General features: G+C 44.5%; 18 protein-coding genes. 4 read left to right on the top strand and 14 right to left on the bottom strand.

Annotation, left to right across the window (positions count from 1 at the left end; all coding sequences use genetic code 11):
* From AB9H30_RS06235 to xylB, 6 genes are all read right to left on the bottom strand, one after another.
* The gene (locus AB9H30_RS06235; protein ID WP_371193790.1) at positions 1-276 is read right to left on the bottom strand and encodes an NAD(P) transhydrogenase subunit alpha; all 276 of its coding nucleotides are present in this window, start codon (positions 274-276) and stop codon (positions 1-3) included.
* Entirely contained in the window at positions 276-1,439 is a 1,164-nt protein-coding gene (locus AB9H30_RS06230; RefSeq protein WP_371193789.1) for an NAD(P) transhydrogenase subunit alpha, read from the bottom strand. Before AB9H30_RS06230 ends, AB9H30_RS06235 begins: the two co-directional genes overlap by 1 nt.
* A 280-nt stretch (positions 1,440-1,719) precedes the next feature.
* On the bottom strand, positions 1,720-2,721 hold the full coding sequence (locus AB9H30_RS06225; protein ID WP_371193788.1) for a Kelch repeat-containing protein: 1,002 nt from the start codon (positions 2,719-2,721) through the stop codon (positions 1,720-1,722).
* Between the two features lie 127 nt (positions 2,722-2,848).
* The gene (locus AB9H30_RS06220) at positions 2,849-4,570 is read right to left on the bottom strand and encodes a hypothetical protein (RefSeq protein ID WP_371193787.1); all 1,722 of its coding nucleotides are present in this window, start codon (positions 4,568-4,570) and stop codon (positions 2,849-2,851) included.
* 144 nt (positions 4,571-4,714) lie between these two features.
* On the bottom strand, positions 4,715-6,037 hold the full coding sequence (gene xylA, locus AB9H30_RS06215; RefSeq protein WP_371193786.1) for a xylose isomerase: 1,323 nt from the start codon (positions 6,035-6,037) through the stop codon (positions 4,715-4,717).
* A gap of 39 nt (positions 6,038-6,076) precedes the next feature.
* A complete protein-coding gene (gene xylB, locus AB9H30_RS06210) occupies positions 6,077-7,579 on the bottom strand; it encodes a xylulokinase (protein ID WP_371193785.1) in 1,503 nt (500 codons plus the stop codon).
* Between the two features lie 191 nt (positions 7,580-7,770).
* On the opposite strand from xylB, the gene AB9H30_RS06205 reads away from it, so the two are divergent.
* A complete protein-coding gene (locus AB9H30_RS06205; RefSeq protein WP_371193784.1) occupies positions 7,771-8,973 on the top strand; it encodes a XylR family transcriptional regulator in 1,203 nt (400 codons plus the stop codon).
* A 27-nt stretch (positions 8,974-9,000) separates the two neighbouring features.
* On the opposite strand, the gene AB9H30_RS06200 is transcribed toward AB9H30_RS06205, so the two are convergent.
* The gene (locus AB9H30_RS06200) at positions 9,001-9,759 is read right to left on the bottom strand and encodes a helix-turn-helix domain-containing protein (RefSeq protein ID WP_371193783.1); all 759 of its coding nucleotides are present in this window, start codon (positions 9,757-9,759) and stop codon (positions 9,001-9,003) included.
* A 166-nt stretch (positions 9,760-9,925) separates the two neighbouring features.
* On the opposite strand from AB9H30_RS06200, the gene AB9H30_RS06195 reads away from it, so the two are divergent.
* The 3 genes from AB9H30_RS06195 (at position 9,926) to AB9H30_RS06185 (ending at position 13,471) form a co-directional block, all read left to right on the top strand.
* Positions 9,926-11,074 carry a Gfo/Idh/MocA family protein gene (locus AB9H30_RS06195; RefSeq protein ID WP_371193782.1) on the top strand — a complete coding sequence of 383 codons (1,149 nt, stop codon included), beginning with the start codon at positions 9,926-9,928 and terminating at the stop codon, positions 11,072-11,074.
* 63 nt (positions 11,075-11,137) lie between these two features.
* Positions 11,138-12,193, top strand: coding sequence for a sugar phosphate isomerase/epimerase family protein (locus AB9H30_RS06190; RefSeq protein WP_371193781.1), 1,056 nt, complete (start codon positions 11,138-11,140; stop codon positions 12,191-12,193).
* 9 nt (positions 12,194-12,202) lie between these two features.
* Positions 12,203-13,471, top strand: a complete 1,269-nt coding sequence (locus tag AB9H30_RS06185) for a sugar MFS transporter (protein ID WP_371193780.1) — start codon at positions 12,203-12,205, stop codon at positions 13,469-13,471.
* Between the two features lie 277 nt (positions 13,472-13,748).
* On the opposite strand, the gene AB9H30_RS06180 is transcribed toward AB9H30_RS06185, so the two are convergent.
* The 7 genes from AB9H30_RS06180 to AB9H30_RS06150 all read right to left on the bottom strand — a co-directional run bounded on the left by AB9H30_RS06180 (position 13,749) and on the right by AB9H30_RS06150 (position 25,823).
* Positions 13,749-15,257: a sulfatase gene (locus AB9H30_RS06180; RefSeq protein ID WP_371193779.1), complete on the bottom strand. Its 1,509-nt coding sequence runs from the start codon at positions 15,255-15,257 to the stop codon at positions 13,749-13,751.
* Positions 15,258-15,268: 11 nt separating this feature from the next.
* A complete protein-coding gene (locus AB9H30_RS06175; protein WP_371193778.1) occupies positions 15,269-16,252 on the bottom strand; it encodes a ThuA domain-containing protein in 984 nt (327 codons plus the stop codon).
* 62 nt (positions 16,253-16,314) lie between these two features.
* Complete coding sequence (locus AB9H30_RS06170; RefSeq protein ID WP_371193777.1) at positions 16,315-17,553, bottom strand: glycoside hydrolase family 105 protein; 1,239 nt, start codon at positions 17,551-17,553, stop codon at positions 16,315-16,317.
* Positions 17,554-17,603: 50 nt separating this feature from the next.
* On the bottom strand, positions 17,604-18,947 hold the full coding sequence (locus tag AB9H30_RS06165) for a BNR-4 repeat-containing protein (protein ID WP_371193776.1): 1,344 nt from the start codon (positions 18,945-18,947) through the stop codon (positions 17,604-17,606).
* Positions 18,948-19,181: 234 nt separating this feature from the next.
* Positions 19,182-20,594 (bottom strand): sulfatase-like hydrolase/transferase, encoded by a 1,413-nt coding sequence (locus tag AB9H30_RS06160; RefSeq protein ID WP_371193775.1) that lies wholly within the window; start codon positions 20,592-20,594, stop codon positions 19,182-19,184.
* A gap of 532 nt (positions 20,595-21,126) precedes the next feature.
* A complete protein-coding gene (locus tag AB9H30_RS06155) occupies positions 21,127-24,387 on the bottom strand; it encodes a glycosyl hydrolase (protein ID WP_371193774.1) in 3,261 nt (1,086 codons plus the stop codon).
* A gap of 32 nt (positions 24,388-24,419) precedes the next feature.
* A complete protein-coding gene (locus tag AB9H30_RS06150) occupies positions 24,420-25,823 on the bottom strand; it encodes a BNR-4 repeat-containing protein (RefSeq protein WP_371193773.1) in 1,404 nt (467 codons plus the stop codon).
* Positions 25,824-25,835 lie beyond the last annotated feature (12 nt).

The following is a 25,835-nucleotide window of genomic DNA, read 5'->3' as shown; positions in this document are numbered from 1 at the left end:
TTACTTACTTTTGAACATAGCGAGCATACGGTCAGTAACCATATACCCACCCACAACGTTTATGGTGGCAAGACATACCGAAAGGCATGCAAGTGTTTTCGAGAGTATTGAATAATCGCCCCCGGCATAGGCAAGTGCACCTATCAAGGTTACGCCCGAAATCGCGTTGGCACCTGACATAAGTGGCGTATGAAGTGTCGCAGGCACTTTTCGAATGAGTTCAAATCCTAAAAAAATAGCAAGTATTAAGATAGTTGATAAATAAATAAATGACATTAGTGTGTCTCCGCGCTGTTCAAGGCTTTGGTGTGCAAGGCTTTGAAATTTAGATTAATCAATTCGCCTTGGTGGGTAATTAGAGCCGATTGCAGAATTTCATCTGCGATATCTAGCTCTACTTTTTGCGCTTGTGGACGCCAAAACTCTTGCAATAATGCTTGTAAGTTATTCGCATACATCTGGCTGGCATGGTAGGCAACTTTACTACTCCAATTACCTGTACCGATAATGGTTACGCCGTTATAAATAGTGGTTTTCCCAGCAACGCTGGCTTCTACATTACCGCCCGATTCAGCTGCCATATCAACAATCACACTACCTGGTTGCATTAATGCAATTACATTGTTTTTTATCAGTAAGGGAGGTTTGCGGCCAAAAACTTGCGCTGTGGTTATCACGACATCAGATTCTGCAATACACTGCGCTTGAGCCTTTTGCTGCAACTCTATTTGCTCGCTCGTTAGCGCATTCGCATATCCTTGCTCGTTCTGTCCTGTATTACCTAGGTCGATATTTAAAAATTTAGCGCCTAAGGATCTAACTTGCTCAGCAACAGCTTCTCGCGTGTCGTATGCAACCACCGACGCTCCTAATCGTTTCGCGGTGGCAATGGCCTGTAAACCGGCAACACCTGCACCAATTACAAACACCTTTGTTGGTTTTATGGTGCCAGCGGGGGTCATCATCATAGGAAATACTTTGGGTAAAGCAAGCATTGCTTCGGCGACCATAACATAACCAGCAAGGCTAGCCTGCGAGCTCAGGGCATCCATTTTTTGACAACGACTACTTCTTGGTATTAATTCCATAGATAACGATGATCTGCCAGATATTCTTAACCACTCAATTAGTTCAGGTGAATTAAAAGGGTCAAAGAAACTGATACAACAAACCTCAAGCTTAGTTTCGTTCAAATCCTTTTGAGACAATGGGTGAATGGATAAAACATAATCAGCAACAGACAACAATTTTTTTCGACTAGAAGCGATAATCGCGCCAGCATCGATATATTTGGAATCATCAATATGCAATGTCTTGCCGATCCCTTTTTGCACATACACAGACATTCCTAGTTCCACAAGCGTTTTTACATTGTTAGGTAAACAACTGCATCTTCGCTCCTGTAACCTCTGCTCTTTAACAAAGACGACAGTGCTCATTCTTACTCCTCGGTTTCAATGTTTACAAAAATTCATAATTTGCCTAAGCAACAGGCACAAATCTCCCTCCTAAAAATATTCAGGATCTTCTGTCGACGTGATTATTGTTTTAAGTATGTTTTATCGCGCAGTCTTAAATAATCGACGCTGCTTTGCGATATTGCGGGTATTGACAATCTTAAAAGTGATGTTAATTTTTAAGCCGCGGCGCACATTAAACCATAATGATTTATTTTGCAATTTTTTGACCGATTATGATTTAAGCGGCATGTTATCTCACTTAGCGCAAAGGTATGGTCAATCTCTCCATATTACTCAACTCGGGCCTACCCCCTCGCCTACCGCTGCCGCTCACAACGTAGATAGCTCCCTGATGCAAGCTTGCCCCGCCACTGTGTCTTCCTATATTCAGGGGTGGCGCGTTTGACCACGTTAAGTTATGGGTGTTTAGTACTTCTACTTCTGCATGCGCTTGCTTTTGACTTCCAGATTCGCCTCCAATAACCCATATATCCTTTTCTACGACAACTACGTTTGCGCCTGCTCTGGGGGTGGGTAAGTTCATACTTTCAGGAAGTGTCTGCCAAGTTTGACTGTGAAAATCAAAAACATCAACTTGTGAAACTGTTAACTCAAAGGTTTGCCCAGTTGCTGCTGATGTTTTGCGACCTCCGAGAACATAGAGTTTATCTCCTACTACTGCTGCCGCGGCGTGGTCTCTTGAATTAGGGGCATCCGGCAATCTGACAAAGCTCTGCGTTTTTGGATTATATTTGTCAAACCAGCTAACGCTACCTGATAGATGACCGTTGACAATACCTCCGACCAAATAAATATTATCGTTGTAAACCGCTGCGCTTGCGCCACCTCTTATTCTGTCTTTAGGCATCGTTGTGCTGCGGGTTAATTGATTGCTATTTGTATTAAAAACAAGCACATTTTCAACCCCCGTTTCGTTAGGATAAGAACCAGTGAAAGCACCCAAAATGTATATATTGTCTTGCCAAGCTAGCGCTTGAAAATGATGCAGCTCAAGAGGCGTTTGAGGTAAAACATGCTTCCATAAAGCGTTCTTGCTGTCATATTTTTCTATTGGCTTATCTCGCCGACCGCCTAACAAATATAAGGCACCGTTAACACTTACCAATGTCGACTCATGTCTTGGCACTAAGTTGGTTTCTAATAATTCCCAATTTTTTTGCGCGTTTACCAATTGGCATTTTGAAAATAGTGATAAGAGAAGCACAACACTCATTAACTTTAGGGTAGTCAGTGATGGCATTATGTTAATTCCTTTGTTTAGTGGGTTTCGTTTACTGCAGCCTACCGTATGGAGTTGAATGAGCTTAAACAAGCGAAGGTTTTGCGTTTATTCGCTGAATTTAGCTGAGTCAGCTAGCTTCTGAACATCAAAATATTTCCACTACAGTATCTGCGAGCAATACTTCAATTCTCTGTACGCCAAATGATGCTAATGTACTTTCGATAACAATTTGCGACTGACCGGAGCCGTTGGTTGACACCTTCAGGCTCTGCCAATCGCTCCATAACAAACGATTGTTTTTGATGTATGACTGCTTAGCTTGTGTAAATGCGATCTGACCAGCGTTGCTTAAGCGCTTGTTTGGGGAGGACGTCGCATGAATATCATCCACAAGCCAGCCACCCTTGCTTTGCGAAATTAACTGTTCTGAAAAGTCGGCGTAAAACAGGTCGTTGTGATTGTTACTCGCGTCTATATTCGCTAAGCGATAATTAAACGCCGTACCCTCAGCAAAATCGACGTTTAAAACCAGTCTAATGGACTCTGGCGCTTGGTATGAAAGGTCTGTCGCATTGAAGTTAAACAGCAGCATATCAAAGCCCTGTTTATCAGGCTTTTGCGTAAAAATACCATCGACTCGATTATTCGCTATCTTTGGCTCACCTGTTCGCTGATTAACAAAAAGATGATTGCCCACCATCGAGTGTAAGGCTAACTGTGTCATTGCCTCAGCAATATATTCACCTTTTCTAACATTGCCCCATTGAAACACCTCGGCGATACCGTTTTCTAAGACCATTTTTGCCATCATCGCAAAAAAGGACGAACTGTGAGATGTCGCGACGCTTACAAAACCTCCTCTTTGCATTTTTGATATCAGCTTAAACTCATGTATTTCAAAACTCGCCTCGGGGCTCCAGTCGGGATGCCGCTGCACCGGTGCCATATCGTGGGCATATACAAGCGCCATATCCAACTCCTGAGGTTTATGAATATGCGGGTAGTAAGATATAGCAATAAAATCATAGTGGACATCATTTGCCTTTGCCCACTCTACAAAATGAGGCGCATATGCATCTTCAGTATTACCCGTGTAGTCAACATATCGTCCTTTAAATGACGCCTCTCTAAACTGAGTGCCTACCTTCGCTTCAGGCAATACAGCATGCACTGCTTCTACGGTGTTTTTGTAGTGATCAAAAAACTCTTGGCGAGTAGCTGCCCAATGCTGCGGTCTTGTGTCAATTTCGGAGCCCACTCTGAAGCGCCAGCTTCGCACCATTTCTTCGCCATAAGTGTTCACTAAGTGTTGAATAAAAGCCGATATATACATTCGCCAAGCAACGGGGTCATTCGGTGGTAAGACATTCCCATAAACCCCTCTAGCATCTTTACTCAAATAGTCTTTGCCGTTTGCCTCATCAACAAATACCATACCACGTTGAAATGCCCACGGAGGATTGTCCAAGACAATTTGGAAAATATCCCAGTCGTTTCCAAGCCAAGCATCAATGCGATTAGTGGCTTGTTTGAAGTCATATACGTAGTTTTCGCCATCCCACTTATAGGTATCAGCTTGCAAGTCTTTGTTGAAAAAACCCCCTAACATTCTCACGGTATTTACTTTAGCGCGCCGATCGAACTTGGCGGGAATTGAATTTACCGAAGCGTTTTGGGTTCTGACGCTTACATCGAAAAAGTCAAATACTTCACCTGTAGCATTTGCAGACTTTGAAAAATCGACACTCAAAGTGACATGATTTGTTTGCGATGTTACGTCTTTCTCTAAGACCCTTATTGGCTGAGCACAGGCAAATAAAACAACGATACCAAATAGAAAAAATAATCTCAGTAACGCTACTTTCATCACAACTGCCTCATTTATTTCATTCCACTTAGCTAGTCAGTTCGGTGACTACTGCCTTAGCGATTGATTTTGAGAGGGATGTTGAATTAGGGGTTTAGCAAAGGCCAAACCAGCCCTCATTATTTTTTTCCAAATGACACTGTTCTACCCAAACAAGATACGATTCACTTGATTTTCAAGCAGCTCTTGTTGACCGCTTACGTGTTTGGGATGCAGGTTGTTTGCAATAGTGTGATCGGCTAAAGATTCAAGTGAATGTTTGCCCCCTAAAATATCTTTGCCAGTCTCTAAATTCCAATCTGCATAGCGTTGACGCACCTTTTTACCTAACACATCTTTTTCTAGCAAAGCTGCGGCCTTTTTGAGTGCTAATGCAACATGATCCATCCCGCCAATGTGGCCGTGAAACAGATCAGCAGGATCAGAGCTTTGGCGACGTAACTTACAGTCAAAATTAAATCCGCCGCTTGTATATCCGCCGGCTTTTAAGATTTCGTACATGACTAACGTTAACTCGCCAACATCATTTGGAAACTGATCGGTGTCCCATCCATTTTGCGCATCGCCTCGGTTAGCGTCAATGCTGCCAAAAATCCCCATCGAAATGGCCGTGGCAATTTCATGATGGAAGGAATGCCCCGCCAGTGTCGCGTGATTGGCTTCAATGTTTACTTTAAATTCGTTTTCTAAGCCAAATTGCTTTAAAAAACCATATACAGTCGCCGTATCATAATCATACTGATGTTTTGTCGGCTCTTGAGGCTTTGGCTCTATCAATAATGTGCCATTAAAACCAATTTTTTGCTTATGCTCTGCCACCATAGTGAAAAAGCGTCCAAGCTGCTCACGCTCTTGACGGAGATCAGTGTTTAGGAGGCTTTCATAGCCTTCTCTGCCGCCCCAAAGTACATAGTTCTCGCCACCCAAACGTTTGGTAGCATTCATCGCGTGTAACACTTGGGTAGCACCATAGCTGAAAACGTCTGGATTAGGATTTGACGCAGCGCCGGCAGCATAGCGAGGATTACTAAATAAGTTTGCCGTTCCCCATAGCAGTTTCATGCCGGTTTCAGCTTGTTTTTGCTCCAACACATCTACCATGCTGGAAAAGTTGTGAACGTACTCTTTGATGCTGTTACCCTCGGGAGCAACATCAACGTCATGAAAACAATAAAAAGGAATATTCAATTTAGAAAAAAACTCAAAGGCAACATCCGCTTTTTGTTTAGCTGCCGCCATGGGCTCTAAATCGGCTTTAAGCCAAGGACGACTAAATGTACCTTGCCCAAATACATCGGCGCCATCCCAACAAAAATTATGCCAGTAACATGCCGCAAAGCGTAAATGCTCCTTCATGCTTTTTCCTAACACTATTTCTTCAGGATTGTAATGATGAAAAGCTAGAGGATTATCTGAATCTGTACCCTCATATTCGATGGGCGAAATACTATCAAAATAATGTGACATAACGATGTTTCCTAATGTGTAGGTGAATCAAATTGCAAGTTAAAGTAGGTCTTTGGTTTGTTGATACAGACGCTGAAATACTCCTCTCCGAATTTGGTAATGCGCGTGCCTAGTGCCATTGGCTAAATGCTTTTGTTGAATTGGCGGTGCATAACAAATGTCTGACAAAGTAGGCGCGTTATGAGGCTTATTAGCACCAACTCGTTCAACTGATTGCAGGTAAGCAATTTGCGCCAAACGCGCAGCACCTAGAGCTGGGCCTACATCACCACCGGTTCGGTAGACCATGGTTAGATTTAATACATCTGCAAGCATTTGACGCCAAAATGGGCTCTTTGCTCCACCACCAATTAATGACACCTCGCTGGCCTTTGTGCCTGAGCCGTGCAGGGCATCCACACCGTCGGCAAAAGCAAAACTGACGCCCTCTAGCACTGCATAGAGCATATGCAGTTTTGTCGTGGTGTGACGTAAGCCAAAAAACATGCCTTTTGCGACAGGGTTGTTATGAGGGGTGCGTTCGCCACTCAAGTAAGGCAAAAAATAGGGCGTGTCTTGGCAATGAAATGCCTCTATTTCAGTGCTTTCAAGTGATGCCATAAGCACTCCGATATCTTGTTCGAGAATAGACTCGGCAAACCATTGTATGCAGCTTGCTGCGCTTAACAGCACCGACATTAAATGCCATCGCATAGGCAAGGCATGGCAGAAGCTATGAACTGCATTCTCGGGCGACGCGCTATATTGATCGCTCACCACAAAATAGACACCAGATGTGCCCAAGGATAGCATGCCTTGACCTGGCTCAATTAGCCCCGCACCGATTGCACCAGCGGCATTATCGCCGCCACCAGCAACGATTGGGATAGCCTTTGCCATGCCCCATTTTTTACTCAGTTCAGGTAACAGAAATCCCGTAATCTGAGAGCCCTCGAATAAGGCTGGCATATGCGAGAGTGACAGACCACAGGCCTTAATTAAAGATTCATCCCACTTTCGCTCAGCGATGTTTAACCACATAGTGCCAGCAGAATCCGACATATCCGATGCATAATCGCCACTTAGCAGTAAGCGCAGATAGTCCTTGGGCAACAAAACCTTATTAATTTGGGCAAAGATCTTAGGATGATGCTCTTTCATCCAAAGCAATTTAGGAGCAGTAAAACCAGGCATCATGATATTGCCAGTAATGTCGCGGCTATTTTTCACACTGGCCTCGAGCGCGACGCATTGCGCTTGACTACGACCATCATTCCATAAAATCGCAGGATAAACTGCTTGATCGTTCTCGTCTAACATAGTGGCGCCGTGCATTTGCCCCGATAAGCCAATGCTACAAACTTGCGCTAAATGAGGTCCTTCGCTGAGCTGCTGCATGGCCATATTCAATGCAGACCACCATTGCGCTGGATCTTGCTCGCTAAACAGGGCCTGCGGACGATTTACCGTTAACGGCGCCGATGCAGCGTCTAGGAGCTCACCGTGTCTATTTATAATAATGACTTTTACACCAGAGGTGCCTAAATCAATGCCAAGATACATAGGTTTTGTCTCATGTTTAGCGCTTTAAAACTATACCGCCATCATGGACACTCGTTAAACTATTCACAATTACTAATTTCCATAATTAAATTTCGTAATTTTGTTATTTAAATGTTACGAACGAAGGGTTACTATCATCAATACCGTTTACTTATATCTTTTGCAGGATTTAACCTACTTTGAGAATCGACATGCCTGCCTTTCATCGACACCGAATCAGTCTGCTGTTTAATGCAAATAAAGTTTATGACCGCCAAATAATAGAGGGCATTGGACATTATTTACAGTCTTCTAAAGTCAGTTGGGACGTTTATCTCGAGGAGGACTGCCTAGCAAGGCTAAACTATTTGAAAGACTGGGATGTCGATGGCATTATCGCCGACTATGATGACCCAAGTATTCAGCAAGCACTACAACCTCTTACACTCCCCATAGTTGGCACCGGCGGCTCATATCAAGATACTTCACTCTACCCACCTGTACCTTTCGTTGCCACCGACAACTACGCTATTGTTGACACTGCATTTGAGCACTTGAAGCAAAAAGGCCTGCAACATTTTGCGTTTTATGGCTTACCGCAAAATAAAAATCATCGTTGGGCCCAGGAGCGAGAAAATGCAATGGCCGATGTCTGTAACAAAAACGGATTCAAATGTTCGATGTATCAAGGTCAAGAAACTCGCCCTGAAACATGGCTTTACAGCATGAATCGTTTAGCCGACTGGTTAACCAGCTTACCTCTGCCAGTGGGTATTGTTGCGGTAACCGATGCACGCGCCAGACATCTGGTCCAAACCTGCGACAAAATTGGTCTATTGGTTCCCGATCAGGTCTCTATTGTCGGTATAGACGATGATGATATCGCCCGAAACTTGAGTCGTGTAAGCCTAAGTTCTGTGAGTCAGGGTTGTTTTGAGATTGGATTTAAAGCAGCAAAACTCCTCCATAAACGCTTGCAGCAAAAAAGGTCTGGCATTGATACTTCTGCACGAACACCAATACGAATGTTGGTGCCACCGATTGGCGTCGTTCAACGTCAATCAACTGATTTTAAAGCGCTGCAGGACCCCTATGTTATTCAAGCTATGTACTTTATTCGCCAGTATGCTCATAGCGGTATTAAAGTCGACCAGGTACTTGATTATGTTGGTATTTCGCGCAGTAATTTAGAGCAGCGTTTTGTTCAGGAATGCGGACATACAATTCATACTCAAATTCACAATGAAAAACTCTCTGGCGCATGCAAGCTTTTAGAGCAAAACCATATCCCCCTCGCTTCGGTAGCTAAACGCGCGGGTTATCCTTCATTGCCATATATGTACGCAATTTTTAAAAAGCATTTTGACTTGACCCCTAAGCAATATCGATTGCAGTTAAGCAAAACAAACGATTAAACAAGTTTTGATCAACACAGCTTAAAGTTACGGCAAGGAATTCAATTTTTGAACGTGCAACATCACTTTAGAGGGCTGCACTGCAAACAATGATTTGAACTGTTTACTAAAATAGCTTTGATCGCTAAACCCACAGGCTAACGCTACATCTGCAATTGGTCCCTCCCCTTCCATAATTAAGCGTCTCGCGTTCTCCAAGCGCACTTGATTGATAAACTGTTTAGGGGTTTTACTTAGGTAACGTTTAAACCGCCGCTCTAACGCACTGACTGACAAGAAACTCAGTTCAGCGAGTTGTTCAACGGTGATGCTCGATGCATAGTTCGCTCTAACGTATTCCACCGGCACTCTTATGCCATCGATAGTAGAGAGCAAATGTGAGGTTTTTTCTAGGTGCTGAGTAAAGCCGTAAGACCCAATAATCATACCCTGTTTGTTTATTAAGGGTCTTTTTGAAGTGGAAAACCAGCCGTAACCACCGCTTTTTAACATGTTTAATTCAAGCCTATCGGTAATTAGCTCCCCGGCCATTACCTTTATATCGTCGGTGAGATATTGCCTAGCAAGATAATACGGAAAGAAACATTCATCTGTTTTCCCTTTTATCACTTGCAAGCTTTTTACACCTAAATGCTCTAAAAAAACTTTATTGGCGTGCACGATAGCGCTGTTCGTATCTTTGACCCAAAACAACACATCAGGCAACAGGTCAAACATACCAATCACTTGTTGAACATCGATGTTAGTTAAGCGCAGCTCTTGGCTGTTGCTGTTAGTAGTATTCATGCTGTATACCTTTTGTAAAGCCCGCTACCCAAGAATCAGTTTGCGCCGAATTTGTTATAATCTCAACCGATTTCTTCCTAACATCATTTGTTATCAAGTTGTTAATATGAGAAGTGGAAAACGATTAATTTAACACCGATATAACAAGTGCTGCGGGGGTATTACGATGGCTCAGAAAAAACTTAAAATGGGGATGGTCGGTGGCGGTGAAGGTGCATTCATCGGCAATGTGCATCGCATGGCTGCGAATTTGGATGGGCAAATAGAGCTAGTGTGTGGAGCGTTTAGTTCTGACCCAGTAAAGAGTAAACGTTCAGGCGAAGCCCTATTTTTAGAGCCCTCTCGCTGCTATGGCAGTTTTCTTGAAATGTTTGAAAAAGAGCAGGCCCTGCCCGCTTCCGATCGGATGGATTTTGTCTCCATTGTTACCCCTAACCATTTGCATTTTGCTGTAGCAAAAGCCGCATTTGAGCATGGCTTTCATGTGATTTGTGATAAACCTGCGACCTTCTCATTGCAAGAGGCAAAACAGCTAAAAGACCTTATTGAAAAATCACAAAAGCTGTATGGCCTGACTCATACCTACACCGGCTACCCTTTAGTCAAGCAAGCCAAGCACATAATTACCACGGGGCAAATCGGCGACGTAGTGAAAGTTGTGGTGCAATACAGCCAAGGCTGGTTAGCCGCTCGTGAAGATACCAGCGGAAAACAAGCCGCTTGGCGCTTAGATCCCGCTCAAGCAGGTATAAGCTGTTGTATGGGTGACATTGGCGTACATGCTGCCAACTTAATGGAGTATATAAGTGGACAACGCATCATTGAGCTTTGCGCGGACTTAAATTCAACTGTAATGGGCAGGCAGCTTGACGACGACGGCACAGTGTTGGTGAGGCTGTCCAACGGCGCCAATGGAGTACTAACATCTAGCCAAATCTCGATTGGCGATGAAAACGGCCTAGCCATCAGTATTTATGGAAGCGAAGCGAGCCTAAGCTGGCGTCAAGAAGAGCCCAACACGCTGTGGATGAAGTTTAACCATCAGGGCGCAAAAATGATCCGCACTGGTGTAGGCGAGTTTTGTGACGAAGCGCTTGCCGCTATCCGCACACCGGCTGGACACCCTGAGGGTTACTTAGAAGCCTTTGCTAACTTATACACTCGGTTTGCAATGCAAATACGAGCATACCCGTCGCAACTGCAAGACCGCGAAACGATCCCCGGAATTGAAGACGCGATCCGTGGCATGGCATTTATTGAAAATGCCGTTTCGGCCAGTATCTCCGACATAAAATGGCATAAGTTTATAATCTAGAAAATTTCGATTTAGTACCGCGCATTGGAAAGTACAAAGCGCAGTGAAAACAGGAGAAATACGATGAAAGAAATAAAAGGCCCAGGCATATTTTTAGCGCAATTTGCGGGCAATGATGCTCCATTTAACGATCTTAACAGTATCTGCAAATGGGCGTCTGAACAAGGCTTTAGGGGGATTCAAATGCCCTCTTGGGACGGAAGGTTGTTCAATTTGGAACTTGCGGCTACCAGCGATGACTATTGCCAAGAAGTACAGGGAGTTATGGCTGAATATGGTCTCACCCTGACCGAACTCTCTACACACTTACAAGGCCAATTGATTGCAGTACACCCTACCTATGACCAAATGTTCGACGGCTTTGCCCCTGAGCACGTGCGCGGCAACCCTTCTGCTAGAACAGAATGGGCAGTGCAACAAATGCAGTGGGCAGCGCAAGCAAGCGGCAAATTTGGCCTTAAATCACACGCTAGTTTTTCTGGTGCATTGCTGTGGCAAACCATGTATCCATGGCCGCAACGCCCTGCTGGCTTAGTTGAGATGGGCTTTGAAGAGTTGGGTAAACGTTGGTTGCCTATTTTAGATGCCTTCGGCGATAACGATTGTAATGTGTGCTATGAACTTCACCCTGGTGAAGACTTGCATGACGGCGTGACCTTTGAGCGTTTCTTAGACGCCACTAACAACCACTCACGTGCGAACATTTTGTACGACCCAAGTCACTTTGTGTTGCAGCAGTTGGACTATCTCGCGTTTATCGATATTTACCATGAGCGGATTAAGGCTTTTCATGTAAAGGATGCAGAGTTTAACCCTTCGGGCCGTTCAGGTGTGTACGGCGGCTATCAATCCTGGATTGACCGTCCAGGACGGTTTCGTTCGTTAGGCGACGGTCAGATAGACTTCAAAAGTATCTTCAGTAAGCTCACGCAATATGATTTTGACGGTTGGGCGGTAATGGAGTGGGAGTGCTGTATGAAGCACCCAGAAAATGGCGCCAAAGAAGGGGCTATCTTTATAAACGAGCATCTTATACGCCCTACCGACAAAGCATTTGATGATTTTGCCGATTCAGGCGCCGACGAAGCACTTAACCGAGCCATTCTTGGCTTAAATTAAGGAATATGTATGCAAGCTCAATCCTCAGCAAATTTTGACGATAGCCCCCTGCATCCGCACGCCACTAGGATGTTCAATTTAAGCTGTATCGCACTCATTGTGACCGCGATGACTTTTGCGATACGCGCGGGGATCTTAAATGAACTCGGCGAGCAATACGCTTTCAGTAATGAACAGCTAGGCATTATTGCTGGGATGGCCTTCTTTGGCTTCCCTGTTGCGATGATTTTTGGTGGTTTACTTTATAATCATGTGGGTGCTAAAAAAATGATCTGGCTGGCATTTATATGTCATTTTGTTGGTTTAGTCATGACCATTTTCTCCAGCAGCTTTATTGGACTGTTGCTCTCAACCTTCTTAGTAGGCTTTGCTAACGGTGCGGTTGAAGCGGGCTGTAACCCACTAATTTCAGATCTATATCGCAACAATAAAACCACTATGCTCAACAAATTTCATGTGTGGTTTCCCGGCGGCATAGTCATTGGTGCTTTAGTATCTTACGTGATGACCAATATGGGCTTCACTTGGGAATATCAAATTGCTGTAATGCTGTTACCCACTGCTGTCTATGGCGTTATGTTAATTGGCTGTACTTTCCCAGACATGGCACAAGCTAAAGATGCATTAGGGTCTACGGTCACCAATATCAAAAGTTTGTTTTCACCTATCTTTATATTTTTAATCATATGTATGACCATTACAGCGACCACCGAACTCGGAACGCAGCAGTGGATAAATAGCCTGCTAGGTGCATCAGGTGCCCACCCGATGCTGGTGCTTGCGATGATAACCGGAATAATGGCAGTAGGCCGATATTTTGCTGGCCCTCTAGTACATACTTTCAACCCTACCGGTGTGCTTCTGGTATCGGCGGTGTTGTCTACTTTGGGTATGTTTTTAATGACGCAGTTAAGTGGCGGTAGCGTTTATGCCGCAGCGATTGTGTTTGCCATTGGCGTTACTTACTTTTGGCCAACGATTATTGGCTGCGTAGCCGAATATCAGCCGCAAACCGGCGCACTTGGTATGTCACTCATTGGCGGCGCTGGGATGTTCGCGGTGAGTATTTGGAATCCGATCATTGGAGGGTGGATTGACGATGCACAGGCTGAGGCTGCAGCGCAGAACTTAAGCGGTGATGCCCTAACTATTGCTTCAGGCCAAGCGGTACTCGCAAACTTAGTGCTATTGCCTGCTATTTTGATTGTGTTGTTTGCAGGGTTTTACATATACATGAAAAAAACCAATAAGGCGCAAATAGCAGCGCCATCTAGTTAAAGCTGCTGAGGGTTATCTCGGTCCCTAACGTGATAACCCTCTTTTTCTCCCCCTTCTTTTGACTGTGCGTGTTTTCGCCTAACTTTTTTTGCATAGCGCCAGCTGCTTCTGAATGAATTACGCTCATGAGTATGTCATCTCAAACATTGCCTAACTATAGAATTTATGTTGAGGGTATTTTCAATTACTGCGAAACGTCATCCCCAAAAAAAAAAGAGCACTTTCGTACTCCTTTTTCTAATTTGAATTAACTCACTAAGTGCTATACTGATGACCCTTAGTTAGCAGAGTTGTCTGTTAAAATTTTTCGCTTGGTCACCGGATACCAGTTTGTTAATTTTTCAGACAGGCGCTTGACTATCTCTGGATGTTGCTGAACTAAGTTATTTTGTTCGTGCGCATCCTCCAATAAGTTGTATAAGCGAGGGCCGCCCAACACGCCCTCATGGTGACTTTGATAACTGATATTGAGCCCGTCATAGCTTAAAATCAGTTTCCACTCATTCTCTATTACCCAGCGATACATTAAAGTCGATTCAGGATCATTTAAATCGTCCATATCATGCGCAAAGCCTTCGCCATAAATCGTATCTCGGGCAATCGGCCTTTGGTTTTTCATATCCTCAAACAAATTGAGGCCAGGCAAATCCGACGGTACCTCTAGACCTGCGGCGCCTAAAATTGTGGGCACAATGTCGATACTGCTGACCAATTCAGGGCGCATTTGCGGTGCTAATTGGCTCGGCAACGAGAACATAATTGGAGTACGCACACCGCTCTCTCCTGGGCTTTGTTTTGAGTTTGGTAAAAAGCGATTTAGCTGCTCAGGGTTGGCCAACCAGCCATTATCTGTCACATACACGACAAGAGTGTTGTCTCTTAAACCATTGTCTTCTAAGTAAGATAATAGTTGACCATTTGTTTCATCGAACCATTCAACATTCGCATAATACTTGGCCACGGGTTCAGCAAGGCCTTTACCCTCATATTTTTCTAATATTCTCGCTGGCGGGTTGTGAGGTGTGTGGGGCAAATAGGGCGCATACCATACAAAAAATGGTGTATCTGAAGCAACCGTCTTGTCAATAAACGTGGTAATGGTGTCGATCCCTTCGCGACCAATTTTAAGACCGTCATCTCCATGCCTCCCGCCTTGTTCTGGAAATCCGCGCGTCATTCCTTCATCAAACCCAGCTCGAGAATAATTTCCTTCCCACCACTTACCGGTCTGCAAGGAACGGTAGCCTTTGGCCTTTAATAACTGCGGGAGTGTGGCCAAGTTATCAACTTTCGCAATAATCTCTGCAAGTTGCTCGCGATACTCTTCCCCTTCTCTACCACCGGGCAAGTTTCTTGACGGATTATTGCCAGTAATACCGTGCTGTGAAGCATAATGGCCGCTGATGATTGTCGCTAAGGACGGACGACAAAGAGAAGTCGGCACGTATCCACGACTGAAGGTCACACCTTCCGCGGCTAGTTTATCCAAAGACGGCGTCTGAATAATTTCGTGTCCCATAAAACTATAATCATTCCAAGCCTGATCGTCTGATAATATAAGCAAAATATTTGGCGGACGCGTCTCTGCTGCCAATACGACCGACTGCTCTTCTGAGGCCCCATCATTAGAAGCTTGATAGCTATCGCATCCTGACAGCACAAATATTCCGAGCAAAAGTAGCCCGATATAGCGCTTAGCAGAAACGCTTTTGTACCTTCTATTACTATTGCCTTGCGTGTTCATAAACAGACCCTTTAATGTGAAGTTTATTTTGCTTAGTTTCATGTTGCTTAGTTCTATTGAATAAAAACCCGTCTTGAAGAGGCAGACTTGCTCGGAAAATCACTTGGCACCGGCTGCGTGACCTTGCCAGTAGCGGCCCATTCAGTTCCCCGCAAAAAGGTAGTAATAAAACCCACGCTTTCATAGGACTCCTGTTGATGACCAAGGGTGGTATGAAAAATACGGCCTTCCCCGTAATTCAAGACCATTAAGATCGGCTCATGTTTACCTGTGCCATTTTCTTCCTTCGGACAAAGTGCAGACGCAATCACAACCATGTTTTCAGCAGGCCCACGTAAATCTCCATAGCACTCGTCGGTTGCATGCATCCATACCTCAGGCATGCCCAATAGTATGGGATGGTCATTGCGCTTAGTGATCTGAAATTCATGTTTAGTACCGTGTGCGCCGCCTTCACCGGGGGAATAATCTCTAATCAGCCTGCCATTTTCATCAAAATATACATAAGGACCATCACTTTCATCTCGTCCACCCCATCCGCCAAGCCCCGTCATTTTCTGATATTCATGCCATTGCACAAAGGTGTTGTTAGCAGCATGCACTGAAACAAAGCCACCGCCATTTTTCATGTAGTCTTCAAAGGCAGATTGAGCAGCAAGCGGCCAGTCAGCAGCGCGATAGCCAAAATTAGATATCACAACGTCATATTTTGCAAAGTTAGGCATAAAGCTATCGTCAGTAGCGGGCTGTTCTACCAATTGATGCGCATCTGTATTGTATAGCTTTAGATATGGCAGTTCGGCTTCTCCGCGCCATACTAGTTTCGTTCGGTAAACATCCACACTAAAGAGCTCAGAGTCTTCTAAATATGTCTTCATCATCACGGTCGCTTTTGGCCACACCGTGTGGTTATTTTGACCATCTACTATCAGCACATTAATCTTTTGTGTGTTGCTTGTACTATGATTTTTGGGCAGCTCAACATGCGCACACGATGCGAGGAAAAACGCCAGTACCAACGCTGCACAAAATTTCATGATGTTCTCCTTAAAAAAAAGGGTGAAAAGTCATCATTGTCTTTCCAGCCCTTTATAAGTGCTTATTGCCATTTAGCCATTTCAGCCGCGGCCAAGAGAACCGCACCTGTGCCATAAAGCTGTGAATCAGTTTTACTGACTGGGTCAGGAGACTTACCCACATGTTGCACCCAGTTTACACGACCATCTTCAGAGATAGCGCGCGTAATAGCAGCCCAGCCCTTTTCAACAATTTCTTTTGATTCAGGGTCGGTCAACAAGCCATTATTTACGCCCCAAGCGAGACCGTAAGTAATAAAGCCAGTACCGCTAAGCTCTGGGGTTTTTACTTTATCAGGATCTCTTAAAGATGCAGGCCAGTATCCCTCTTCTGTTTGGAGCTTAAGTAAAGCTGCGGCGTTCTTTTTGTATAGTTCAATATAGCGTGGTCTTGAAGGGTGATCTTCTGGCAAATCATCTATGATTAGTGGGATCGCAGCAAATACCCAGCCGTTTCCACGCCCCCAAAATACCGGTTCGCCATTGTCACTTTTCATATCGAAGTAGCGACTATCACGATAAAACAAGCCATATTCATCAGAGAACAAGTAATCAGCAGCAGCCCAAAACTCTGAATCGGCATATTCGAAATATTTTGGGTCGCCGGTAATATTTGAAAGTTTAAGCCAAGTGCGAGGCGCCATGAATAATGCATCAGCCCAACACCAACGCAGTTGGCAATTGCCTTCATTATGCACTTTCCCGGAACCGCTTGAGGTACTGGCTAATAATTCGAGGCCAACAGTCGGTTTGTTCGCTAAAATCCAATCAAAATGTTCTTGAGTGGGTTTATAAGCGTCTTGATTACCCGTTCGTTCCGTTAACCACAAATACGTTTGCCCAATAGTGTGGTCATCAGCGTGATATGGACGTTCAGTAAGAAGGCTGTATTCTTCATCCTTTGCCATCTTTTCAAGGTGCGCCATAAACTCGGGGTTGTTCGACACCTCAGTCCATTTAGTTAAGCCAATATATAGGACTGCTTGAATCCAAAACTTAGCATTCTCTGACTTCGCACGATGAGATTCTGGAATATATGTCAGATTACCAAGTTGAGCTAATTGCCATGTACCGCTGCGGGTAGCTATATCATAGGCTGATTTGCGAATTTCTTCTGCACTGCTCAATTCAGTGATTGCACTTGCAGGTGACGCAGGCGTCGCGGTAATCTTTGCTGCGCTGCTAAGCTCTTCTTTTTGACCAGTGCAGGCACCTACTGCCAAGCTCATTGCAAAGGCTACTGAAACCATTTTTTTATTCATACTACACCTCATACTGTGGGATTAACTCGCAAATTTAATTGTTGATATTTTTAATCTGTTTTAAAAATTGATGTGTCTTTTTGTAAGGTCGCGTCACGCATCGGGCGCTGAATTGGCCCATTTTCGCCCAGTAAATATATTTTCCTATCAGGCGTATTTTTAGAACGTTCAGCCACAATCACGCGAGCATCAGGGTGCGAATTTTTAATAATAGCGGTCGTAGCAAAACTCGCATTGGGCCTGCGCAGTAGTTCTTTGCTCTTGGTAAACGACTGCCCACCGTCCGTGCTGCTCCATACCGATACTAAGCCATCACTGCCATCTTGCTCAGATAAAAAATATTGAATATTTTGCTCAGACGAAAACATAAAATCACCCCGCGATATACCCGATTCTTGACCATTTACTTTGACACCATCTGACCAACTCTCACCGTCCCACCGAATGTGGTGCGTAAGCTTTGGTCCACCGGTTTTTTCACCTAAGTCTTTGCCATAATTTATCGCTATGTGAGGATGACCATTACTATCTAAGTTTACTGAGCCATTAAACGTCCATTGCTCACCGGTACTTAAAGCCAGGGTCTTTTGCTCAGCCTCTTCGCGGGTAAGAGGCATAGTTAATGTTTCGCCCTGCACATTACGCCACTCGCCTGTTTTCGTATTGAAGGCCATAAAGTGTGCGTCATGACGCTCTGTTGTATGCCCTCGACCGTTTACGCCAGCGCCGCCATCCCAGCAAATGTGATAGTCAAAACTGACAATAATGTCGTCACCTTCGCCACGACTTGCCCAAGCATACCAACTATCCACAGCTTGCAAATCGCTGCGTCGCTTATGCTTTAAAAAAGAAACAGGTTCGGAATAGGTGCGACCATTATCAGTAGATAGTTGATAAACCCAATCGCTGCGATGCGCGCCATGACGATAAAATAGATAAATATCGCCGTTATCCATTTTTATCGCTTGGTTGTAAGTACCAAACACCGAAATATTATCGACTTCTTCCCATTCGGTAATATCTAAGGGCCGCTTAGAGATAGAGTTTTTATTTGCACCGTGATGAACATTTCCTAAGAGGTTTTTACCATGATGTTTATCACCGCCGTGACCGCCATAAAAAATGTGAATATAGCCCTCGTCATCAATTAGCAAAGTGGGTTTGCCATGATTATCGAAATTGGTTCGCCCTTCTCTGCGTCCCAATTCGCTGGTACCGGCTCTGAACGGGCCTAACCACTCTTTTGTTTCGTGATTATAAGCGGCGACATAAGGGTCTTCAAAAGGCCCTTGGTAGGACACATAGCTAATGCCGTCATGATATTCCCCCGCAGGGTATTGCACCACGGCAAGCGGGTTACCCGTGCCATTGTCAGCAAAGTGATCAGCAAGCATTGAAGGTGCTTGAATGTCTTTTGGTTGCAGCTTGCTTTGCAAGGAACAAGCACTACTGGTAAAAACGAGGGCTAATAACGTAATTATGATTAGGCTGCGCTTTTTAACGCGACATAATATCGAATAAGAATTTGCAACATATTTCATGTAGGGGCCACACCTGTAAAAAGTAAGCCCAAACACTAAACAGACAACACACGAACTGCTTAGTGATGGGCCCATAGGGAAAAGGATTTAGTTTTTGTATTTCTCGAACATATCGAAAAACTCTTTGCTAAGCGCAGGTTGCTTGGCTACAAGATTCTTAGATTCACCTGGGTCATTAGTGATGTTGTACAACTCAAGCGGTGCGTCAAAGCCATATCTAACAGCCTTCCACTCACCGCGGCGGGCGGCTTGATAAGTATCTCCTATTATGCCCGAATTTGGATCGCCTACCTGCTTTGAAAATTCCCAGTACAGGGTTCGCTCATCTATTTGTATCGGTGAATCGTTTAACAAACCCTTAATTGACACACCGTTGGTTCGAACACGCGGCACAATGTTTAAATTAACGCCAGCGATGTCTGCAAAAGTCGGCAGCACATCGTGAAACGCCCAAGGAGTTTGATCTACGCGGCCTCGCTTGATTTTTGCGGGCCATTGCACAATCATCGGCACATGAATGCCACCGTCGTACAAATCACGTTTTTGACCCTTATAAGGAGCAGAGGCTTGGAAAAACTCAGGGTCGGCGCCGCCCTCATCATGCGGCCCGTTATCTGATGAAAATATGATAAGCGTATTTTCTAGATCACCAGTCTCTTCTAGAGCGCTAATAATTTGTCCGACGTAGTCATCTAGCGCACTTACCATTCCCGCTAGCACTGCATTTGGTCTTTCAACCGGCTCAGGGTAGTACCAAGCGTATTTGTCTGATGGCACGCCGTCTTGCATCCCAAGATACGGGGTTTCTTCTAGGTCATACATGTCACTGTACTTTTCTGGTACCGCTAAATCTGCATGGGGAGTGGTATAAGCGAGCATGACAAAGAATGGGTTATCACGCTCTTGTTTAATGTAATTGATGGTTTCATTGGTAAACAGTTCGGGCGCATAGGCGCCTTTTTTGCCGCCTTCGTTTTCAACAACGCGCTCTTTGACGCCGTCCCGCCAAAGTATATGCGGGTACTGTCTATGGCCTTCTAAGATAGAATACATGCCGTACCAAGTATCAAAGCCCATAGCTAAAGGATCGGTAACGCCCATTTTTGAACCTATTGAATACTTACCAAACAGAGCAGTGTCATAATTGGCGTACTTAAGCACGTGTGCCATAGTGATATCAATTTCTTCAAGTTGGACGGTATTGGAGTTGTTAGTCATAAAACGACCGTCGCGACCAGTAAAAAGAGAGACGCGTGAGGGCGAACAAACTGTATTACCTGCATAAGCTTGGTCAAAGCGTATACCATTGTTGGCCATCTGGTCGATGTTTGGGGTTTTGATCACAGTGTCGCCATACACGCCGACTTGGTTGAAACCAAGATCATCCGTAAGAATGAAAATGATATTGGGCTTGTCGGCAGCCAATGCCGGCATAGTAAAAGCAGATAACACCATACCTGTTACCAGCGCACCTAGCAGACTATAATTTTTTAATGTCATTCACTGTTACCTTTTAAATACTAAGGGTTTGATAGCTGTTGTTACTGCTTCATTAAGATGAAAGCTTTTGTTGTAACGACGCGACTTTTAAATTTAACAGTTAGTTTACATTAAATCTAAGCCTACAAAAAGACTTAGTTTGATACATTTTGATTTAAAATGACTATTATTTTATATAAGTGATTAATTATTCATTTTTTATATGAGTAAACAGCAGGGAAAACTTGATATTGTAAAACTTCGAGCATGTATGGATTGTCTTTAAGACTCATCAAAGTTTATTGCTATGAGTTGCCAAAAATATGAAATTATCTGACATTGCGCTAATAGACCAGGTGCGCAGTCAGCTACGTGCGTTTAATACTATGCCCAAGACCTTGAAGTCACTACACAACAAACTGCTTTAGTAAGAGCTGCGTTAAGTGATAAAAATACTATTAAAAAGCACACAGATTTATTGATGTTGCGTCCTTTATCTGCGCACCCCTAACAAAACTATGATGGAGTACGCAGCATTTAATCAATATTGACCTTAAGGTTTAATCAGCATCACGGGCCCTAATAATCCTGATGACTGCAACACCCGCGACTTTTCGGTAGCGAAAAAGTTAAAGCCAGTAAAGGTTACGCGCTCACTTTTGGGAGGTGGTTCATTATTGTTTATCCAAGCTACTGTATCGCCAGTCATACTATAGCCACTGGTATCAGGAAGGGCTTCATCCCCAATCAAACGATTCACCCAGGTATTCGTAACCTCAACTTCCAATATGTTATCACCTTCAAGAGCTGCATCGCTTATATCTAAAGCAAAGGGCGGTTTCCAAAGTGTCGCAAGCTTTTTACCATTGAGGCTAACTTCAGCAATTTGTTGCACCTCACCAAGGTCTATATATAAAGCTTGCCCGCTGTTGATATCATCCTTTGATAATTGAAAGGTGTTGCGGTACTGGGCAGTCCCCGAAAAGTGCCTAATACCCTCTTCTTCTCGCTGAGTCCAATCCACTAACTTGTCAAATTTAACCTCTCCCGGGCCGCTCCAATCTGGGTCGAAGCTTACGCTCCAAGGCTGAGTAAAGTTAATTGCCGCTTTAGTTTGCACTGATTCATATACTGCCTTTACCAGTTCACTATTAGCCTGAGTGTAATTGGGCGTATCATCATCTCTGCGAATAAGCACAAAACGCGCGCCATACGGCTCAAGCAGCAAGCGAGTTTGCAGGCGCTGATTGTTACGGGTAAACGCACGTACTTTCTCTACACTGCCATCATCCACATTCCAAATTTCAGGTTGACCGTCGGGGGAACGGAAATCCGCGTCTAAGTAGGCAAACTCGGGCTTATCATTATAAAAAAAGTACAAGTCATTTTTACCAATGCGTCGGTGAGCAAAAAGTTTAACCGCCTGCTGATTAATTTTGAGCGCAGGCTGATAGCCAAGCTGCAAAATAGCTCCATCTAAAGACAGCGTGCTAACCTGTCCTTTACCCACTTTACGCAAACTTTGCTCACCATCCCCCCATACTTCTTGAGCAATAGCATTAAATGCTTCTCGTTGCGGCCATTCACTGTAGCCAATAGGTTGCTCTGGTTTAGCACTAATTACCGTTGCTCCAGCGGCAATTAAATCGCGCACACGGGTAATGGTTTCCATGGTTAAATATTGCGGACGATACAACTGCAGCGCACGATAGCGAGTGCCTTCAGGCAAAACCAACCAACCATCTTCCACGCTAAGGCGCTCAACTAGCACTTCAGTGTTAACGTAATCAAAGTTAAAACCATCGGGCACTTTGGTATTGTTTCTACTTGGCACAGCTCTTGGTGAAATATCACCCAAATGCACTAAAAAGTCAGATTCTGGCACACCCTGTTGCAACAAGTACGAACCACGGCCAAGATACTTAAACCATTCGATGCCGCCGTTATTCCACCATGTTTGCGTGCGGTCAATATGGGATCCAATGCTATCCATGGTCATTCCGGGCTTAACATGCGTATTGGGTTGGTGAGCGTAACGATGAAACATGGTTTCGTTGATGCCGCGGGCCCAAATTTTATCGCCATAGTGCTTATAAAAGTACGGATGACCTTTCCAGTTCACAGTATTTATGGACGTGAATGATTCGGCCGAAATGATGTTTTTTCCGTAAATACGCGCCGATGAAATTGCTGCGCTTACACGCCCTGGATATTCCTCATCTCTGACCCAGAACTCGCCCATTAGCCGGTCTGCCTTACCACCTGCTCTTAGTTCATCAAAAGGTCCCCAGCCGTAGGGCTCAATATACGACTCCATACCATATTCATTCGTTAACCGAGTAAACTCACCATAGTAGTTTTCGACCATCAAATCAGAAAGGTGCTGCCTAAACTCTTGTAAAATAGCACCGCTTTGATGGGACGATTCAATGACTCGGCCGGTTAATAGCGGTAACCAAGGAATGATGTCATAGTTAAACTTATCTTCGAAAGTTTGCTCTATGCCCGTTGTCCAATTTTGACCGCCCATTTCGTAGCTATCGATTTCGGAAAATTTAAGTGATTTATAGCCTTTTTCTTTGGCTTTATCGGCAATTTTCCCGACGTATTGCTCAAAATGAAAGCGCAGTGCTACCGGATCGAACTTGTCACATTCTAAACCCGTGCCTTCAACCGATGCAGGAATGTTTTTTGCCCCCGTACTGGTATAGCCAAAGCGCAGAACCCGCCAGTCTCCCTTTGGCAGTACTATTCCGTTTTCAGGCAAAGCGCCTCTATTTAGCACCTGCACCGCGCTTGCGGGGGTAATCACATCGTGGTGGGTGCTTGGCGTAATGGTTAATTGCCCTCGTTCCATTGCATTCATGGCTAACCAGTGCGGCGCGCGTGGCACTGACCACAAGTCAAATCGCTTTACACCAATGGGTTTGTCAAACACAACACGAAAGTATTTTGCGCTAAAACCATCCATAGTATGACTAAATGCCCAAGTTCTGGCACCGGTGCGTGGACGTCTGAGTTTTTCTACCACAGTAGTAAAGTTCACTCCGTCTTCTGAGATTTGCAAGGCACCCTCACCATGACGAGTAGGTGTTTCGATTTGCAAACTGCGCAAAGTACTTGGCTCTTCAAGCTCTACTTGGACCCAATACTCTTGTTTTTCATTTGCTGTAAATACTAATTCAGTATCCCAATCTTGGTCTTTTAGCACGCTGAGATCTAAACTTGGGTCAGAACTAGTAAGGGTCGCATTAGCGAAATGGTTGTTCTGATTATACTCATTTGCGGGTAAAGCAATAACCGCAATATCCCGATAAAACCCTTCTTCAAAACCGGGCTGTAGGGGCATCCATTTCTGTTCTGAAACATCAACGCTAATGGCTTGTTCCGACCAAGTAATTCGCTTCATGGACATCTCTGGCGTGATCCATGGCCCACCGCTAGACGACCAACCATCGGCATTGTGCATACCCATTTCCAGACCTAACTTGTCGGCTTCGCCCAAGGCATGAACGAGAGTATCGTTAAACTCATCGCTACCAAATCTGACTGGACCTCGAGATGAATACGGCAGGTTTTGACGATGCACATGAAACATTATGGCCCCACCTATGCCGGCATCAGACATCGCTTGCAAATCTTTACTGAAGCCGGGCTTGCTCAAATTACCATTCATGGCATGCATCCACGTTTTCGGAAAATACGTTTGCGCAGGCGTTTCAAACTCCTCAGGAGACAAACTTTGCGAATGAGCCAGGCTCGCCGCTAGTAATGACATGCCAGCAATGATTAAGCATAAATTTCTGATTTTCATATATTTTTATTCTCCACAAATACAAGCAAACTTTATTTACCCATCACTTCTGATGCCGGTCGATACACAGGGCCACTTGCGCCTAATAAATACATTTTTCGTAGATCTGTTCCGTTTACCTTTGCGGCAACAATCACCTGTGCGTCAGGATGTGCGTTACGAATAAGAGATGTAATCGCAAATGTCGCGTTTGCTTGAGTCAGTAATATTTTGCCTTGCTCAAAGCTCTGGCCTCCGTCGAAGGTATGCCACCACGAAACCTGCCCCTCTCCCTTATTACTTTTATGCGCCAACAGTGCGCTTGAGTGCTTATCTGAGCTAACCATTAAAGAACCCTGAGCAACAGGAATTTGATTGTCTTGTCCCACGCGCCATTGCTCTCCATCCCAGCGGTAATAATTAGGGTATTTAGGCCCACCATGCTTGCGCCCTAAATGCGGTCCTTTAGCAAAAATCATGTGAGGATGGCCATTCTGATCAAGCTGTGTGGTAGTATGATTGCTCCATTCAATACCCGAATCCAATACTAAGGTTTTTTGATTGGAGGTATTGCGGTCAATAGGTGTTGCTACAGGCTCACCTTTAACATTGAACCATTGCCCGCTGATAGTATCCATTTGCATGAAATACCCGTTTAACCGCTCTCCAGTATGTTGATGATCGGCATTTGTATCCCAACAAATATGGTATGAGTAGGTGGCAACTATCGTATCGCCCTCGCCTTTTCCAAACCAGCCATACCATGAGTCAGTGCCTTTTACATCGTCTCGACGAAGAGTTTTTAATACCGATACCGGCTGCGAAAACGAGCGACCGTGATCCGTCGACTTTTGATACACCCAATCACTGCGATGTGCGCCATGACGATAAAATAAATAGAGATCGCCATTGTCCATTTTAATCCATTGATTGTAGGTACCAAAGGGCGAAACGTTATTAAGCACCTCCCACTCACTAATATCATATGGGCGCTTTGACACCACATTCTGCTGACGACCATAGTGGTAGTTCCCCAGGGTATTTTTACCCAGCTCCTTTACGCCTCCATGCCCCCCAAACACAATGTGAATATAACCAAGATCATCAATAATCAGGGCAGGTTTACCATGATTATCTATCTTGCGACTGGGGTCTTTACCCATATCACTGACGCCTGCTTTATAAGGCCCGGACCACCGCTTTGTAAGGTGATTATATGCAGCTACGTAAGGGTCTTCTAGCAAGCCTTGATAGGTAAGGTAAGTAATGCCATTCACATATTCGCCCGCCGGGTGCTGGGTCGGAGAAACGGCATTGCTCAATCCATTTTCGGTAAAATACTCAAGCGCCTTTGCTTGCAATCGCTCTGAGACTTTCGCATAAACTGGGTGACTTTGATGGGTAAACAATACAAAAAGTATTGCCGCGTAATATACAAACGGATATGCGATTCTCATTTTATGGTTCCT

The sequence above is a fragment of the Glaciecola sp. SC05 genome, from assembly GCF_041380235.1.
In the GTDB taxonomy this organism is placed as follows: Bacteria; Pseudomonadota; Gammaproteobacteria; order Enterobacterales; family Alteromonadaceae; genus Glaciecola.
This window is presented reverse-complemented; position numbering and strand designations above follow the sequence as displayed.